Genomic DNA, 13,836 nt, shown 5'->3' with positions numbered 1-13,836 from the left:
TGTGGCAGGAATAGGAATCAAGCTCCAGAAAATATATGAGAAAAAAACGATTCTTGCATATCTGACCGGATTCGGCTACAGTGCGGTCGTGACGGTCGCACCGATGTTTGTCGTGATCGGAACGGTCATGCTCATGAGTCAGCTCCTGGGATATGAGAATGTGGGATATGCGAGGAGAGGACTGTTTTCCGGAACGCTGCTTTACATCTTTATCTTTTCGCTTCTGACGGCGGCGCCTTTTAATGCGGTGTTGTCCCGCTATATGTCGGATGTCATCTATGAGGAGCGCTATGAGGATATTCTGCCCTGTTACGATGTGGGGCTGCTTTTAAACATTCTGCTGGCAAGTCTTCTCGGAATTCCGTTTTGCGCATGGGAACATCTTGTGGAACATGTCAATCTGATTTTTGTGTTTACCGGATTTTGCGGTTATATCGCACTGGTTCTCGTGTTCTACTCGATGCTTTACCTTTCCATCTGTAAGGATTATCAGAAGATATCGCTGTACTTTTTGACCGGGATGGCGGCGGCACTCGCCTGCGCCCTCTTTTTTGTAAAAGTATGCGGCAGGGAGATTGTCTACAGTATGCTGCTTTCCCTCACGATCGGATTCTTTCTTACGGCGGTGTTGGAATATGCCACGGTGAAGCGCTATTTTAAGAGGAACAGCAACCGGTACAGAAGAGTTTTTTCGTATTTTGGCAGGTACTGGAAGCTGGTGGTGATCAATTTTTTGTATACCCTCGGTCTGTATATTCACAATTTTGTGTTCTGGAATACGGATTTACAGATGCGCGTGGCGGATACGTTTGTCTTTGCTCCGACGTATGATCTGGCGACCTGTCTGGCGATGTTTACGAATCTGTCGTCGACCATCATTTTTATCACGCGGGTAGAGATGCATTTCCACACACGTTACAAGGCGTATTCGGAAGCGGTCATCGGAGGAAGATGGGAAGATATCAAAAATACAAAAGACAGAATGTTCCGGCAGCTTTCTGCAGAGCTTATGAATCTGGTGCGCATACAGTTTATCATCTCGACGGCAGTGTATCTGCTCTGCGTGGTGGTGCTTCCGCAGTACGGGTTCTCGGGAAGAGTGATGCAGATCTATCCTTGTCTTGCCGCCGGATATTTTATATTATTTATTCTGTATGCAGAAATTATTTTTCTGTACTACTTTAACGATCTGACAGGGGCGCTTTTGGCAACCCTCGGCTTTTGTCTGGTGACGTGGGCGGGAAGCGTGCTTTCTGCCGGCGGGAGTGACCTGTGGTACGGCATGGGGCTGGTGGCGGGCAGCTTTACCGGCTTTACCATTGCCTATTTCAGACTCAGGTTCATGGAGCGCCATATGGATGAACATATCTTCTGCGGCGGACAGCTGTTTACGGTGAAGAGAGAGCGGATGCCGGAGAGTATGGTATATACAAAGAAACAGAAGGAGCGTTAGTATATGAATGTGATTTTAATTCTGCGGATTTTTCTGACGGCAGCGGGAGTGTTGTTCCTTTTGGGGGACATCAATGCGTATGTGAGACAAAAACTGACCGATACGATTGGACTTCTGTGGGCATTTGTCTCGGTGGCGCTGATTTTAACGGGCGTGGTCTCCGTGCCGGGGGCAAGGGAGGAGGAATACCTGGTGGTGCTTCTTCTGGCAGTCTGCCTGCTGCTTTTGATCCTGCTGTTTAAGTTAAGCAAGGTGGTGTCGGTTCTTTCCATGAAAAATCAGGAGCTTGCCATGCAGGTTTCCCTGCTCAATCAGGAAAATGAGAGAATATTGCACAGGCTGGGGATTTTGACAGATGAAAAAAAAGATATTGTTCGTGATTAATACATTAAGCCGCGCCGGAGCGGAGACGGCACTGTTGGAACTGCTTGCGCAGCTTGCTGCCGAGAGGGGGGAGGACGGGCAGCCCAGATATGAGCTCTCGCTCTTTGTCCTGATGAACCAGGGAGAACTGGTGCAGCAGATACCAGAGGGGGTGCGGCTTGTCAATCCAAGGTATGCCCCGGTCTCGGTGCTCGAACCAAAGGGAAGAATCTATATGGGCATGACCGTTGTAAAATGTCTGCTTCACAGAGCCAACCTGATCCGGCTGTGGCGCTATCACTGGAGGGTCGCGCGGGCAATGCGCAAAGAGGGACGGCTGATGCCGGACAAGCTGCTGTGGCGGGCAATCTCGGATGGCGCTAGACGCTTCCCGGAGGAATATGATCTTGCAGTTGCATTCCTGGAGGGCGGTTCTGCATACTATGTGGCAGACCACGTCAGGACGAAAAAAAAGGCGGCGTTTATTCATATCGACTATCAGAAGGCGGGATACAGCAGGGAACTGGACCGCGACTGCTACCTGCAATATGATGCCGTATTTCCGATCGGGGAACAGGTAAAGCGGGCGTTTCTCGCCGTGTATCCGGAGTGCAGTGCACGCACCAGGATCTATCACAATCGGATCGACTGTGAAAAAATCCGGAAGATGTCCGGGCAGCCGGGAGGATTTACGGATGATTTCGACGGAATCCGCCTGCTTACGGTGGGAAGACTCACCCCGCAGAAGGCATATCCGGTTGCGATCGAAGCGATGCGGCAGTTAAAGGCGGAGGGATACCCAGTCCGGTGGTATGTGCTGGGCGAGGGAAGCAGCCGCAGGGAATTAGAGCAGCACATTGCGTCGTGCGGATTAAAGGAGGATTTCCTGCTGCTTGGAGCGGTTGAGAATCCCTATCCGTACTACCGGCAGACGGATATCTATGTGCATGCGACCGGATATGAGGGGAAAAGCATTGCGATACAGGAGGCGCAGACGCTTGGCTGTGCGATCGTTGCTTCCGAATGTAACAGAGAGCAGATTACAGACGGGGAGGACGGGATTTTGTGCGCGCTTGACGCTGCGGCGGTAAAGGAAGCTGTGGGCTTCCTGATCCGGAATCCGGACCGGCGCAGGGCGTACGCGCAGGCGGCGTTAAAGCGTCCTGTAAATTACGAGAACGAGGAACGGCTGTTGGAGCAGCTGCTTTCCGAGAAAGAATAAGGAAGATACGATGGTAGAGAAGAAACAAAAAGAACTGCTGATTATCATTCCGGCATACAATGAGGAGAAAAATATAGAGCGGGTGCTGGAGGAGCTGGAACGCCCGGAGATCGCGGAGATTGCGGATATTCTGGTCATGAATGACGCGTCCTCGGACTCTACGAACTGGGTCGTAAAGGCACACGGACATACGCTGGTATCCCATGTCTTTAATCTGGGGTACGGGAGCGCCCTGCAGCTTGGATATAAATACGCGATCCGCCGCAAATATTCCTATGTGATCCAGATGGATGCGGACGGACAGCATGATGTGTGCAACATACCGGTGATCTATCAGAGACTAAAACAGCAGGATGCGGACGGACGCTGCCCGGATATCGTGCTTTGTTCGCGTTTTATGGAGGGAAGTGCAGAGTATTCGGTCTCCGCTACGAAGAAACTGGCATACGGATTCTTCCGCTGGATGATAAAGATCAGTACCGGACGAAAGATTGCCGATCCGACGACCGGTCTGCAGGGACTTAACCGCAGGGCATTTTTATATTACTCGAAGTATAAGCACTTTGACGACAAGTATCCGGATGCCAATATGATCATTCAGATGCAGCTGCTCGGATTCCGCATAGATGAGATCCCTGCTGTCATGCATGCGAGAAGCTGTGGCACCAGCATGCACTCCGGACTCAAACCGGTGGTCTATATGTTCCGCATGGTCTTCTCCATCATCGGCGTGGTATTTCGGATCAAGGTGCTTGGAATTGATGCGGGGGCAGGAGAGCGGGATGTTTTCATGGACAAAAAGGAGTAAGCGTTCTTTTTACGCAGAAAATTTAAAAAGACAGCAGAAGCCCTATATTGCTCCGGGGCGTGGGTGGTATCACATCTACACGTTCCGGCTGGGGAGACCGGAGAAAGTATCCTTAGACTGGCTGCCGGATTATCCCGGGGAGACACTTGCTCTGGTCCGGCTGGACATCCGCGATTACGCCTCGCGTGAACTGGACACTCTTGCACTGGACTTTGCGGAGCAGATTTTTCGTGCCTTTCAAGAGCGGAAAAAAGAGATGATCCTGCGCGTCTGTTACGATACGGAGGGAAAGGGGATGGAGCGCGAGCCGCAGCGCATTTTTGTGGTGCAGAGACACATGCAGGCGCTCGGTAGTTTTGCGGAACGGTATGCGGATGCCATTCTGACCGTGCAGGGCGTGTTTGTGGGAAGCTGGGGAGAGATGCATACCTCCCGGTTTCTGCGCCCGGATCAGATCTGCCTGCTGGCGCAGACCTGGCAGGAGGCGACGCACCATGCGCTGACACTCTCGGTGCGAAAGCCGGTGCATCTGCGCATGCTGGCGGGAAATAGGCCGGTGCGCGGACTGGGACTATACGATGATGCCATGTTTGCCGGAGCCGACCATATGGGGACGTTCGGGGATGTGCCGAGGGAGGCGGCAGACTGGGAAGAACCGTGGTGTGCGGCAGATGAGCAGGCTTATCTGAGCGGACAGGATGAAAATATTCTGTGCGGAGGGGAGGCGCTGGCGGGAATAAAGCTGTCCGCGGAGGCAGTCTTAGAGGAACTTCAAAAGATGCAGGTGACCTATTTAAACAGCATCTATGACCCGGCGCGGATGGCAGAGTGGAAGGCATGCCGTCTCCCGTCCGGAAAATCGCTGTATGAGGAGATCGGCAGCCGCCTCGGTTACCGGATCTGCGTGCTTTGTGCAGAGTGGAAAAAGGGAAGCCTTTGGGTGACACTGAAAAATGAAGGATTTTCCGCCGTATGCCAGAAAACGGATCTGCTTCTGATCCGGGAGTGTGATGAAGGCAAAGAGCAGAAGGTGCAGAAGGTTCCTTATGAGATCTGCGGATTAAAGGGCGGTCAGACGGACGTGGCAAAGGTTGAAATTGCGGCGGGAGAAGACGACGGGGAAGGAAAAGAGGAGAAACTCTACCTTTCCATGGTGCGGAAGAAAGACGGAAAACCGCTGCCGTTTGCGAATGAAGGCGCGGGAAGCCGGCTCTTGATCGGCAGATGGATGGTGCAGGGAGGATTGCATGGAAGAGAAAAAGGAAACACAGATTGATTTTGTGATTGCCTGGGTTGACGGCGGGGATCCGGCATGGCAGAGAGAGCGGGATCGATATGGGAAGATGGGGGAGAAAACAGCGGTAGAAGAGACCGGAGAGAGAGAGAAGTCCGGCGTTGCCTGCGATACCAGGGATGTGCGCTACCGTGATTGGGACTGCCTGCGGTTCTGGTTCCGCAGTGTGGAACAGAATGCCCCGTGGGTGCACAAGATCTATTTTGTCACATGGGGACATGTGCCGAAGTGGCTGAATGGGAATCATCCGAAGCTTGAGATTGTGCGCCACGAGGATTATATTCCGGGAGAATTTCTGCCGACGTTTAATTCCCACACAATCGAGCTCAATTTTCACCGCATCCCCGGATTGTCGGAACAGTTTGTCTATTTTAACGACGATATGTTTCTGTTGCGGCAGGTAAGCCCCGGACAGTTTTTCCGGGACGGAAAGCCGCTTGACATGCTTGCCTTACAGCCGGTCGTGGCAAACCGGGAGGATGCCGTCATGCCGTATATCTATCTGAACAATGCGATGGTGCTTGCGAGGTATTTTGACAAGCGGGAAAACATGAAGCAGCAGCCGGGAGCCTACTGGCATCCGGGGTATCCGCTCTTATATTTCGGGTATAACCTGCTCGAGCGCATGTTCCCGCGGTTTACCGGATTTTATACGGTGCACGGTCCGTCGCCGCTTCTAAAGAACACCTACGAGGCGCTCTGGCAGCGGGAGGGAGCGCTTTTGTCGGAGGTGTGCAGCCACAGATTCCGCAGCAGGGAGGATGTGAGTCAGTATCTGCTCAGAGAATGGCAGAAGCTGGAGGGTAATTTTTATCCTGTCAATGCCTGCCGGTTCTGCAGGTATTATGATCTCTCGGATCAGAATACATCGCTGCTTCATGTGATTGAGAAGAAAAAAAGCCCGGCTGTCTGCATCAATGATTCCCAGAAGGTGGAGGCGTATGACAGGGTCAAGAGGGAATTAAACGAAGCATTTTTAAAAGCTTTTCCGAAAAAGAGTTCCTTTGAAACGGACGGAGCAGGGGAAAAGCACTAAGACAGAGAGGAGACGCCATGGAAACAAAGAGCAGAACAGAATATTCGGCAATGAATACAACCGTGGCGGTCATCTCCAGAATGACGGCGATTCTGATGGGATTTGTGACGCGTGTGATTTTTACGCATACGCTGAGTGAAAACTATGTCGGAATCAACGGTCTGTTCACCGATATTTTAAACGTGCTTTCGTTGACCGAGCTTGGCGCAGGCACGGCAATCACTTACGCCTTGTACCGGCCGATCGCGGAGGGCAACATCAAGAAGCAGCAGCAGCTGATGAAGCTTTACCAGACATTTTACCGTGGAACCGCGGTGTGTGTGGGCGTGCTGGGACTGGCGCTGATTCCGTTTATGGACGTGCTCATGAAAAACAGACCCGAGGTGGAGCATCTGACGTTTATTTACCTTCTCTATCTCGCCAACTCTGTGCTGTCGTATCTGCTGGTGTACAAGAGGACGCTGATTGAGGCGCATCAGATGAATTATGTGGTGCTCATCTATCAGACCGGCTTTTTGGTGCTGCAGGATCTGCTGCAGATTGTTGTGCTGCTTACTACGGGAAACTTTATTCTGTTTTTGTTGATGTATCTGATGTGCACGGTTCTGTCAAATGTGTGTATCTCGCGAAAGGCGGAAAAGCTTTTCCCGTATTTAAAGGAAAAAGAGAAGGAACGTCTTCCAGCAGAGGAGCGGACGGGACTGTTTCGGAATATCCGCGCCATGATGATGCACAAGCTTGGGACGGTCGTTGTAAATAATACCGATAATTTACTGATCTCCGCGTTTGTCGGCGTGGTCAGTGTCGGAATATATTCCAATTATTATCTTCTGATCGGTTCCGTCCGCCAGGTGTTGGACCAGGTCTTTGCGGGAATTACAGCGAGTGTGGGCAATCTGGGAGCAACGGAGGACCAGGGCAAAATCCGCGAGATTTTTGAGACGGCCTTTTTTATCGGGCAGTGGCTTTACGGGTTTGCGGCGATCTGCCTGTACGAATTGCTCAATCCGTTTGTGGAGCTGGCTTTTGGCAGACAGTATCTGTTTGAACGCTCCGTTGTCATGATCTTATGCCTCAACTTTTTTATCAACGGAACCAGGAAAGCGGTGCTGACCTTTCGGGATTCCATGGGATTGTTCTGGTTCGATCGCTACAAGGCGCTGGCGGAGGCGGCGCTCAATCTGGTGCTGTCGATTCTTCTGGTAAGACAGTATCAGACGCTCGGCGTATTTATCGGAACGTTTTTGTCAACGATTCTCACGTCGGTGTGGGTGGAGCCGTTTGTCCTGTACCGAAGAAGATTGCACCTGCCGGTGCACCGGTTTTATTTGCGCTACCTTTTATACGCGGTCTGTGTGGGAGCGGTATGGATTGTGACAGACCTGGTCTGCGGACTGGCAGAGGGAAGTCCGCTTACCGTTCTTCTCATCCGGCTGCCGCTCTGCGTGGTGCTGCCCAATCTGTTGTTTTTTATGGCATACGGCAGGACGAAAGAATGGAAACGGGTGTTGGAGCGCCTGCGGCGCATCGAGTGGGGCAGGCTGCATCGGGGAGGAATGTGATGAGACAGCAGATGGAAGAAGAACAATGGGATTTGTGCAGGCTGCTGGATGCGGCGCTGCACGGCAGACCGGCGGAAATGCTCCCGCCGGCTGAAAAATACGGAGCCATTCTTGAACTGGCAGACCGGCATCGCGTGCTGCCGCTGCTGTACGACGTGCTGGCACCCAAGCTGCCCGAGGAGGATGAGAACCGGAAGCGCCTTGAGAAGAGAAGCGCAGAGACGGTGCGGCAGAGCTACCGCTTGCTGTTCCTCGGGAAATATGTGACAGGACTTTTGCGGGAACATGGAATCGAGACGGTTCTTTTAAAGGGGAGCGGCACGGCGGGACTCTATCCGGTGCCGGAACTTCGCAAGTCCGGGGATATTGATCTGCTCGTTGCGGATCAGAAAGCGGGAGAAAAGGCGTATGAGGTGCTGCATGAGCATGGATTCCGGAAAGCCCCAGAGCAGCACGCGCACCATCATATCGTCTGCGTTGGCACAGAGCAGATCGGAATAGAAATTCACGTTGCGCTGGCAGAGCCGTTCGACTCCAAAAGCGTCAACGAGTGGCTCGCCGCACATCAGGCGGAATTTCTGGCGCACTGTGAGAGGACGGCGGTGATGGGCGTAGAGTTTCCGGTGCTGCAGCCGGCATATCATGCGTTTTACCTGCTGCTTCATATGCTGCAGCATTTCCTGCGTGCCGGATTCGGGTTAAAGCTGCTCTGCGACTGGGTCGTATTCTGGGAAAAGGGATACGGCAGCGGGGTAGAGGAGCGTTTTTTCTCCATGGCAGAGGAATGCCGCGTGATGGGATTTGCGCGGCTGGTGACGGCGGTCTGTGTAAAATATCTGGGACTTTCCGGGGAAAAAGTGCCCCTGCTGCTTTGCAGATTTGACTGGGAGGCGGAAGCTGCAAATCTGGAAGCATTCCTGACAGAGATTCTGGAAGCGGAGGAGTTCGGCAAGTCAAGTGCCGACCGTATGGTGGCGCTGCGGGGAACCGGCTGGCGGGATTATTGCCGGGAATTTCATCATCAGATGTTGCTCACCTATCCAGGGGCAGGGCGCTACCGCATTCTGCATCCGGTGTTGTGGGTGATGATGTTCTGCGGTTTTGCATACCGCAACGTTAAGATGCGCCGGGTATCGGGGTACGCGGTGTTAAAGAAGGCGAGAGCGCGCGGAAAGCTTGTGGAGGAGATGAAGCTGTTCCGCTAGAAAATAGGATGTTCGACGGGAAAGGAGGAGAGCAAAATGGATACATGGTACTGGGCACTGGAATATGTCAGGGTATTTTTTGCCTATGTGATGATTCTGTTTGTGTGGCCGTCTGTGGTATTCCGGGATTATTTAAGAGGCAGGAGCCGTACGGTGCGGTTTGCTTTCTGTGTGACGGTTCCGGTTGTGCTGCTCAATACGGTGGTACTAAGTCTGGGCGTGTTTCATATACTGTACGGATGGCTGATTGCCGTGCTGTTTTACGGCACATTGCTGCTTGGCTTGCTGAGATGGCACCCCGTGCGGCGGGAGCAGATCAAAAAGATCTCCCGCCTGTTTCTGGGAACCTACGGCATCCGGCTTTTGCTGCTTCGCCTGCGCAACAGGGTAAAAAACGGGATTGGGCGTGCACATGCACAATTCAGGCGGAGCATACGGGGACGGCGCTGCGTCTATCTGATGCTGGGGGTGGTTGTGTGCTTTGGCATGGTGTATTTTTCCTACGGGGCATTCCATGATTACTCCTACGGGTTTGGCGATATGTACCGCCACCACTCGTGGATCTACGGGCTGTTAAACGGTACGCCTTTTTATGAGGGAATCTACCCGGAAGCCATGCACTGCTTTATCTACGCCATGCGCGTGCTGTTCGGGGTAAAGATTTATAGCAGCCAGCTGTTTCTGGCGGGAATCCACGTCGCGGTTTTTCTGGTCAGCGCGTATCTGCTGCTGAAGGAATTATTTGCATGGGATGGAACCGCGGTGCTTGCACTGGCGTTGTTCCTGACCGTGGATCTTTTGTGCATTGACGAGATCTTTTCCATGTCCCGTCTGCAGTGGACGCTGCCGCAGGAGTTCGGACTGTATACACAATTCCTGTGCGCACTGTTTCTGCTTCGCTGCCTTAAGACGGACTTTAGCGACAGATCCGGCAGCCGGAGAGAGCGGATCAGAAAGTTTTTGACGGATGAGAATCTGCTGCTGTTTCTGCTGTCACTGGCGGCTTCCCTTGCCATTCATTTTTATGTCACGATGATGGCGTTTTTCCTCTGCGTGGTGATTGCCGCGTGCAGGCTTCCCGCTCTTTTTCAAAAGAGAAGGTTTGTATCTCTCGTAAAGGCGGTCTGCCTCGGTGTGCTGATAGCGGTGCTGCCGATGGGAATTGCGTATGCGAAGGGTGTACCGTTCCAGGGATCGATCGGATGGGCGGTCAATGTCATAAACGGTACGGATACCGCGGAGGGGCGTACCAGCCAGGCGGAACAGATCTTAGAACAGGCGCAGACATCGAGTGAGCAGACATCGAAGGAGCAGACATGGTCCGGTGAGAGGATGACAGAGAGCGGGGAGACGACAGAAGCAGCGGTGCAGCCGACGGAACAATCCCACGGGGGGAACGGGCAGACACCGGATGGCGGGAGTGCGGATGCGGGACAAAATAGCGCTCCGAAACAATCTGCCGGTAATCATATGCTTGCGATGGCAGAACGGATGGCGGCATCGTTCGCCGGCAAGGCACAACTGGTCTGGAAATACGGGTATGTGCAGCTGTACCGTGAGAACCGGGCGGAATGGATTGTGCTTTTTAGCGGTCTGGCACTGATCCTCTGGGCGGTGTACCGGATGGCGGCGGGGATTATCACCGGCCTGCTAAAAAAGGGAAGTGACAGCAAAAAGATCCGGCAGCTGTTTGACGGATATCCGGTGCTGGTCGGAATATCGGTATTGCTTATGATTGTCTATGCGGCGCCGTTCCTCGGGCTGCCGGAGCTTATTGCAGGCTCCAGGCTATGCTCTACGGAACAGCTTTTCATTCTGGCGGTCGTGGTCATTCCGGTGGATCTGGCTGCCGGGGCAATCGCCCTTACGCCCGGCAGACGTGTGCTGCCGCTTGCGCTTGCCGCGGGAGTGGCGGTGATCTATGTGGGGACGAGACAGCGTGGCATTTTTCACGGATACCTCTACTATGAACTGACCAGATACAATGCGGCGGTGATGGTGACACAGGACATCACGGATAAATTCCCGGAGAACAGCTATACGATTGTGTCTACCACGGACGAACTTTACCAGGTGATCGAACAGGGGCGGCATGAGGAGCTTTTGACTTTCCTGAACCGGGTGAACGGAAGTGGCTATACCCTGCCGACGGAATACATTTTTGTGTATGTGGAGAAGCGGCCGATCCAATACGCGCAGAACCACTTCTTTACCGGACCGGACTGGCTGGCAGAGGAAAAATACACTTCTTACTATACGACCTATTTCAGCGAGGGGAACAGCATCAATGCCTCGGAGATCTCGCGGGAGCAGGCAGAGAGGGAGATGATGACATTCTCAAAACTCTCGCAGACCTATTCCAATCTGGACAGCCGCACGATACTGGAATCCAAAGCGTACGAATGGTGCAGGAAGTTTGAAGCATCCTATCCGCAGGAGATGAAGGTATATTATGAAGATGAGAATTTCTGCTGCTATATGATACGGCAGAACACCTATCGGTTATATCAGCTGGAGGAATCATGAGTGGACGTTGGAAAAGGATTTTGGCGCTTGGCGCAGCGGTTGTTTTGTGTCTTATAGCAGCAGCTCAAATGGGCAGTCTGTTTCACTGGAAGGTGACATGTACGCCGGCGGCGTTTGCAGAGTCATCCAGGAGGCTTTCCAATCCGGACCGCGGATTTTATTACATTTACGGCTACCGCATTACGGATGAACCGGTCGACTATGCCACAGATTTAAGAGACAGGACGAGGGAAGATGACGCGACGCGGCTTGGAATGATGCAGATCAATCTGCGGGAATACCGGACGGGTGCCATATCGGAGGAGGGGCTGTCAAATGTCCGGCAGTTGTTTGCAGCCATGGCGGACAGCGACAAGAAATGGATCGTCCGTTTCCTCTATGACTGGAACGGGGAGAACGAGCAGTATGAACCGGAGAATCTTGACATTATATTGCAGCATATGGAGCAGGTGGGAGATGTGCTCCGGGAGTATCACAGCTGTATCTATACGCTTCAGGGACTCTTTATCGGCAACTGGGGGGAGATGAACGGAACAAAATACACGGATCCGGATTCTATGAGAGAACTGGCGGCACGCCTTGCCGATGTGAGCGATGCGTCCACGTTTCTCTCCGTGCGGACGCCGGCGCAGTGGAGAAAAATCACGGGGGAGGCGGCACCGGACGGCTGGACAGAGAACCCGCTGGCCAAAAGGCTTGGACTTTTTAATGACGGCATGCTGGGAAGCGTGAGCGATTACGGAACTTACAGCGATAACACCAGACAGGACGCCGGGGATTTTTCGGCGTGGACGCGGGAGGAAGAACTGGCATTTCAGGATGTATTGTGCAGCAGTGTGCCGTCCGGCGGGGAAGTGATTGTCGATAACCCGTACAATGATCTTGAAAATGCGATCGCGGATCTGAAAACCATGCATGTGAGTTACTTAAACGAGGACTATGACAGGAATGTCCTGGATAAGTGGGCAGGGACGGTCGTGAATACAGATGACTGCTACGACGGAATGGACGGCTGGTCTTATGTGGAACGGCATCTGGGGTACCGCCTGTGGATTGCCGGTGCCGCTTTGAGCCATTCGTTCTGGGCGGATACGGTGGAGGTAAATGCTGCTTTAAAAAACAGCGGGTTTGCACCGTTTTACCGGCAGACAAAAGTCTGTGTGAGCGTTACAGATGAGACGGGGGCAGTCTGCTATACGGATGAATGGGAAGAGGAGCTACTTAAGCTTTCCGGCGGAAATGAGGACGACAGGGAACTGGCGCTCACCGGAACCATTCCGATCCGCGGCTGGGAGAGCGGGACTTACCGGGTATATATCAATCTTAGCGATGCAGACAGCGGGGAACAGATTTTACTTGCAAACGAAGCGGATGCCACAGAAAACGGATACTGCCTCGGTGAGGTGGCAGTGCGATAGGTGCACAACGATGCAAGTACAAAGGCTTACAAGTGCAAAATCGTACAAGAAATCACAAGTTTGTACGAGGAATCACGCCGCAGAAACCACTATAATGAAAAGAAAAAGAATCCTGTATGTGGTGGGATTGTGGAAGGTGGTTTCTTATGCAGAACTATGAAAAACCGGAAGTGATTTTGATGACGGAATGTTCGGAGGGCGTCTATCTGGCAAGCGGCGGACAGACCGGGGAAGATCCGACGGCAGGTGGATGTGACAGCCGGTACATGAAGGGAGCCTGGAAAAAGCCGGATTACAGCAACAGCAATGTGCAGATGCGTGCCTATGACAGAAAAGGCTGCGAGGGCTGTGCGGCGGATGACGGTGACGGCTGCAAGCTGCAAAAGGGTGATGCAAAAGTCGCCGGAAATGTCTATCAGCCTGTCTGGGAACAGCAGGGACTGACACCGGATGCCATGGTCTGGTAGAGAAAATGCCGGCATGCCGTTCTGGCAGAAAATTCATGCTTGACAGCGTAAACACAGAATTTTATACTTAAAATATGTGTATGAGTCAGCGGCAGAAGTGCCGCAAAAAAGTGTTAGAAGGTGGCTGGTTTTATGAAGAATTATGAGCGTCCGGTGATGATACGGACGGAGGAGCTTGCAGAGGGGGTTTATCTTGCAAGCGGAGGCATCAAGTGTGACAGTGTCTACATGAACGGTGTGTGGCAGGCGCCGGATTATTCCGACTGGAATGGCACCACACGCGGATACAAGCAGCAGTTCGGATGTCTTGGATGCCCGGCGAATACTGCTTCCGGCTGCGGTCTGTTGAGCCATTATGTGGATTCCGGGTATGCGGGAAGTTACGATGTGGATAATGGTAACCGTAAGCCGTCATGGGAGAAGAAGGGCTATGGTCCGGATGATGCGGTCACAGACTGGAACATGTAACAATCTTTAAAACG

At 52.8% G+C, this 13,836-nt stretch carries 12 protein-coding genes; all 12 read left to right on the top strand.

Going from position 1 to position 13,836, the window contains the following annotated elements; all coding sequences use genetic code 11:
• The first annotated feature begins 1 nt into the window (after position 1).
• The 12 genes from pelG to RHOM_RS08510 all read left to right on the top strand — a co-directional run bounded on the left by pelG (position 2) and on the right by RHOM_RS08510 (position 13,822).
• The gene (pelG, locus tag RHOM_RS08565; RefSeq protein ID WP_014079902.1) at positions 2-1,453 is read left to right on the top strand and encodes an exopolysaccharide Pel transporter PelG; all 1,452 of its coding nucleotides are present in this window, start codon (positions 2-4) and stop codon (positions 1,451-1,453) included.
• 3 nt (positions 1,454-1,456) lie between these two features.
• The gene (locus RHOM_RS08560) at positions 1,457-1,837 is read left to right on the top strand and encodes a hypothetical protein (protein ID WP_014079901.1); all 381 of its coding nucleotides are present in this window, start codon (positions 1,457-1,459) and stop codon (positions 1,835-1,837) included.
• The gene (locus tag RHOM_RS08555; RefSeq protein ID WP_014079900.1) at positions 1,809-3,038 is read left to right on the top strand and encodes a glycosyltransferase; all 1,230 of its coding nucleotides are present in this window, start codon (positions 1,809-1,811) and stop codon (positions 3,036-3,038) included. Before RHOM_RS08560 ends, RHOM_RS08555 begins: the two co-directional genes overlap by 29 nt.
• A gap of 10 nt (positions 3,039-3,048) precedes the next feature.
• Complete coding sequence (locus tag RHOM_RS08550) at positions 3,049-3,846, top strand: glycosyltransferase family 2 protein (protein ID WP_014079899.1); 798 nt, start codon at positions 3,049-3,051, stop codon at positions 3,844-3,846.
• Complete coding sequence (locus tag RHOM_RS08545; RefSeq protein WP_014079898.1) at positions 3,821-5,122, top strand: DUF4874 domain-containing protein; 1,302 nt, start codon at positions 3,821-3,823, stop codon at positions 5,120-5,122. Before RHOM_RS08550 ends, RHOM_RS08545 begins: the two co-directional genes overlap by 26 nt.
• Positions 5,094-6,176, top strand: a complete 1,083-nt coding sequence (locus RHOM_RS08540) for a stealth family protein (RefSeq protein WP_014079897.1) — start codon at positions 5,094-5,096, stop codon at positions 6,174-6,176. The genes RHOM_RS08545 and RHOM_RS08540 overlap by 29 nt, the downstream gene beginning before the upstream one ends.
• A 17-nt stretch (positions 6,177-6,193) precedes the next feature.
• Complete coding sequence (locus RHOM_RS08535; protein ID WP_014079896.1) at positions 6,194-7,738, top strand: lipopolysaccharide biosynthesis protein; 1,545 nt, start codon at positions 6,194-6,196, stop codon at positions 7,736-7,738.
• Positions 7,738-8,943, top strand: a complete 1,206-nt coding sequence (locus tag RHOM_RS08530) for a nucleotidyltransferase domain-containing protein (RefSeq protein ID WP_014079895.1) — start codon at positions 7,738-7,740, stop codon at positions 8,941-8,943. Before RHOM_RS08535 ends, RHOM_RS08530 begins: the two co-directional genes overlap by 1 nt.
• Before the next feature lie 36 nt (positions 8,944-8,979).
• Entirely contained in the window at positions 8,980-11,469 is a 2,490-nt protein-coding gene (locus tag RHOM_RS08525; protein ID WP_014079894.1) for a hypothetical protein, read from the top strand.
• Entirely contained in the window at positions 11,466-12,887 is a 1,422-nt protein-coding gene (locus RHOM_RS08520; protein ID WP_143761689.1) for a DUF4832 domain-containing protein, read from the top strand. Before RHOM_RS08525 ends, RHOM_RS08520 begins: the two co-directional genes overlap by 4 nt.
• 146 nt (positions 12,888-13,033) lie before the next feature.
• The gene (locus RHOM_RS08515) at positions 13,034-13,354 is read left to right on the top strand and encodes a hypothetical protein (protein ID WP_014079892.1); all 321 of its coding nucleotides are present in this window, start codon (positions 13,034-13,036) and stop codon (positions 13,352-13,354) included.
• A 132-nt stretch (positions 13,355-13,486) separates the two neighbouring features.
• On the top strand, positions 13,487-13,822 hold the full coding sequence (locus tag RHOM_RS08510) for a hypothetical protein (protein ID WP_014079891.1): 336 nt from the start codon (positions 13,487-13,489) through the stop codon (positions 13,820-13,822).
• Positions 13,823-13,836 lie beyond the last annotated feature (14 nt).

The organism is Roseburia hominis A2-183 (assembly GCF_000225345.1).
GTDB classification, from domain to species: domain Bacteria; phylum Bacillota; class Clostridia; order Lachnospirales; family Lachnospiraceae; genus Roseburia; species Roseburia hominis.
The sequence above is the reverse complement of the archived record's forward strand: the minus strand, read 5'-3'. Positions and strand labels throughout refer to the sequence as shown.

Bases quoted from the DNA above. Each gene is read 5' to 3' on its own strand.
- RHOM_RS08560 (WP_014079901.1), top strand. From the start codon at position 1,457: ATGAATGTGATTTTAATTCTGCGGATTTTTCTGACGGCAGCGGGAGTG.
- RHOM_RS08555 (WP_014079900.1), top strand. From the start codon at position 1,809: ATGAAAAAAAAGATATTGTTCGTGATTAATACATTAAGCCGCGCCGGA.
- RHOM_RS08550 (WP_014079899.1), top strand. From the start codon at position 3,049: ATGGTAGAGAAGAAACAAAAAGAACTGCTGATTATCATTCCGGCATAC.
- RHOM_RS08545 (WP_014079898.1), top strand. From the start codon at position 3,821: ATGTTTTCATGGACAAAAAGGAGTAAGCGTTCTTTTTACGCAGAAAAT.
- RHOM_RS08540 (WP_014079897.1), top strand. From the start codon at position 5,094: ATGGAAGAGAAAAAGGAAACACAGATTGATTTTGTGATTGCCTGGGTT.
- RHOM_RS08535 (WP_014079896.1), top strand. From the start codon at position 6,194: ATGGAAACAAAGAGCAGAACAGAATATTCGGCAATGAATACAACCGTG.
- RHOM_RS08530 (WP_014079895.1), top strand. From the start codon at position 7,738: ATGAGACAGCAGATGGAAGAAGAACAATGGGATTTGTGCAGGCTGCTG.
- RHOM_RS08525 (WP_014079894.1), top strand. From the start codon at position 8,980: ATGGATACATGGTACTGGGCACTGGAATATGTCAGGGTATTTTTTGCC.
- RHOM_RS08520 (WP_143761689.1), top strand. From the start codon at position 11,466: ATGAGTGGACGTTGGAAAAGGATTTTGGCGCTTGGCGCAGCGGTTGTT.
- RHOM_RS08515 (WP_014079892.1), top strand. From the start codon at position 13,034: ATGCAGAACTATGAAAAACCGGAAGTGATTTTGATGACGGAATGTTCG.
- RHOM_RS08510 (WP_014079891.1), top strand. From the start codon at position 13,487: ATGAAGAATTATGAGCGTCCGGTGATGATACGGACGGAGGAGCTTGCA.